Source organism: Actinotalea sp. C106 (assembly GCF_023630195.1).
In the GTDB taxonomy this organism is placed as follows: Bacteria; Actinomycetota; Actinomycetes; order Actinomycetales; family Cellulomonadaceae; genus Actinotalea.
This window is the reverse complement of the sequence record NZ_JALPKN010000366.1, coordinates 1-2,624: the sequence shown is the minus strand read 5'-3', so window position 1 is coordinate 2,624 and position 2,624 is coordinate 1. Positions and strand designations below refer to the sequence as shown.

Annotated in this window: 2 protein-coding genes and 1 pseudogene; 1 reads left to right on the top strand and 2 read right to left on the bottom strand. The window is 74.4% G+C overall.

The window, feature by feature from the left end:
* Positions 1–522: 522 nt before the first annotated feature.
* Entirely contained in the window at positions 523–864 is a 342-nt protein-coding gene (locus L0B03_RS16395) for a helix-turn-helix transcriptional regulator (protein ID WP_250447858.1), read from the top strand.
* A gap of 114 nt (positions 865–978) precedes the next feature.
* Here the strand turns inward: L0B03_RS16395 and L0B03_RS16390 are convergent, their stop codons facing one another.
* Both L0B03_RS16390 and L0B03_RS16385 read right to left on the bottom strand, forming a co-directional pair.
* On the bottom strand, positions 979–1,815 hold the full coding sequence (locus L0B03_RS16390; RefSeq protein ID WP_250447856.1) for an Fpg/Nei family DNA glycosylase: 837 nt from the start codon (positions 1,813–1,815) through the stop codon (positions 979–981).
* Positions 1,816–1,860: 45 nt separating this feature from the next.
* Positions 1,861–2,624: pseudogene (locus L0B03_RS16385) on the bottom strand (DEAD/DEAH box helicase); the annotation flags it as partial.

Sequence of the window (2,624 nt, the reverse complement as noted above, 5' to 3'; positions counted from 1 at the left end):
CGGGCCCCGGGGGGTGGAGGTGCGGTCGTTCGCCCCGGCCGAGGCCGCGGGGCCGGGGCGGCACGAGGTCCGGGCTGCGGCCCGGGAGGCATGCTTGGGTCTGCTGCTCGAGGCTCTCGACCGCGAGGAGCGTGGGCTGGACCGTTGACGCACGCGAGGTCCGCCGCCCCAGGCCCCCGGGGGCACCGCGGCGCGACCTGGACAGGTGCGGCTGGTCGGGTGAATTCTCGACGGCGCTCGACCGCGTGTCGGACCTAGGTCCCTGGTGGCGAGCGGGTCGCGCCCCAGGTCGCAGGCCTTGTCCGTCGTTCGGGGAACACGTCAGGGCCGAGGATCGTTGACACCGACGTGACGACGAACAGAGCCCCGCAGCGAGACGGTCGAGACGCTGTCCGCCCCGCGGGGTACGGTAGGACCCCTCACCGCCAGCGAGCAGCCAGCGGTGGGGTACGCACGCCGGGTCCCACCAGGCAGCCCCTCCCCGGGGCAGCGCCCGACGAGGCGAGGGAAGGAGGTCGACCGGTGATCGTCCTACGACGCGAGATCGGTGACGTCCTTCGTGACGCCCGTCAACGGCAGGGCCGTACGCTCCGCGAGGTCTCATCCGCGGCGCGCGTCTCCCTCGGCTACCTCAGCGAGGTCGAGCGGGGCCAGAAGGAAGCGTCCTCCGAGCTCCTGGGGTCGATCTGCGAGGCCCTCGACGTCCCGATGTCCGCCGTCCTGCGTGAGGTCAGCGACCGGGTCGCCGTCGCCGAGGGTCTGTCGATCCCCGACACCGTGCCGGCCGACCTCGCCGCGTGCGTGGGCCGTCCCGGTGGGCCGCGCTGGACCTCGGCCCGCGGAGAGCTCGCTCCCGTCGGCTGAGCGCTGCCGTCCAGGGAGCTCCGGGAGCGCGTTGTCGTCCGCGCGAGGACGACCGCTGGCCTCATTGCCCGGGGTGCGGCTTCTCGCTGATGCCCGACGAGGCTCGGTGGTGCCTCAGCTGCTCCTGCGGGGGCGTGCGATCGATCCTTGCGGTTCTGGCTGACAGGTCGGGCACGAGAACACCGGTCTCTCGACCGGCGGCTGGCGTGCCTGCTCGACGACGATCGTCGTGCCGCACCGCCGGCAGGGCTGGCCCTCACGCCCGTGCACCCGGCTGGTCCGTCCGCGGCTCTCGTCCCCGGTCGCCGTGGGTGTGGTCGAGGCCACGCTGCGTTCCATCAGGCGGCGTCCCGTCATGAGCAGCGTCGCTGGGTCCTCGAGCTCCTCGCACGGGGTCCACGGCCAGATCCCGCGCACGTGCAGGGACTCCGCGACGTAGATCGTCCCGAGCCCGGCCACGACGCGCTGGTCCAGCAGCGCCTCGGCCACCGGCGTCCGGCCTTGGGCGGCCAGTCTCCTGAGCCCTTCTCCGAGCCCGGTCGTCGGGAAGTCCTCTGCGAGCAGGTCGGGTCCCAGGTGACCGATCAGGCTGCCCTCCTCGCGGGTCGCCACCAGGTCCAGCATGCCGAGCCGGTGGCCGACGGCAGCCCAGGGCTCGGTGACGAGCAGGGCGCGGACGTGAGGGTCTCGCCGCTGCCGTGCCAGCTCGGCCGAGCCTGGACGGCTCATCCGCCAGGAGCCCTCCATGCGGAGGTGGCTGTGCAGGGTGCGCCCGTCCTCGAGCCGCATCAGCAGGTGCTTCCCGTAGGAGTCGGTGCTCAGGACCGTGAGCCCCGAGAGGTGAGCCCCCGCGAGGGTCGGCCAGCGCAGCTCGGCCTCGAGCAGCACCTGTCCGGTCAGGGCCTGGTCCAGGGTGCGTGCGGCGCGACGCAGGATGTCGCCCTCAGGCATGCCACCCTCCGGGCGAACCGTCCGCGCGTGGGTGCCGACGCGCCCTCATCGTGCCTCAGGGAGGCGAAGGCCACGTGGGGTCGTGGTGGCGCCGGCTGCGCTGAGGGCCTGGGCGAGGGGGGTCGCGAGAGTCGCACGGTCGAGCAGCTCCTCGCCGTCGAGCCGCTGCAGCACCACCCTGCCGAGTCGACCGGTACGACTCGTCGCGACCAGCGCGCGGGCGGCGGCCTCGACCTGGGCCGTCGAGGTCGGGAACGAGAGCGCCGACCTCCCCCCACGTTCGAGGTAGAGGGCGAGGTGCCCGTCGACCAGGACGACGATCCCCCCCGCCTTGCGGCCGGGGCGGTGACTGGCCGCGGACTCGGGCCACGCGAGGGCGGCGCCGTAGGGGTTGGCCGGGTCGGTGGCCGCGAGCACGGTGACGTTCCGGGGGCCCTCGTCCTCGGACCCGGTGGCAGGACCGTCGCGTCGAAGCTCGTCGACCGCGCCGGGGAGCGCGAACTGCGAGCCGCCGAGGTGCTCGACGAAGTACCCGCGGCGCACCTGGCCGTTCTGCTCGAGGGCCGCCAGCACGCGGTAGACGGCGCCGAACTGTGCGCTGATCCCCTCGGCCGGCGCGACGGCACGGGTCAGCACACCGTGACGGTCGAGGAGCTGGGCGGCCAGGGCGTGGGTGCGCACCGTGGGGTCGTGCTCCCTGCCAGGGAGCAAGGACCAGCGGCCCCCGGCCCCGGGCTCGGCCAGCTGGGCGGTGCGCTGGGGGCGCAGGGCCAGACCGCTCAGGCTCCGGCCGCGTGGCACGGACCGGC

Excerpts from the sequence above, each read along its gene's own strand:
- L0B03_RS16390 (WP_250447856.1), bottom strand. The coding sequence starts at position 1,815 with ATGCCTGAGGGCGACATCCTGCGTCGCGCCGCACGCACCCTGGACCAG.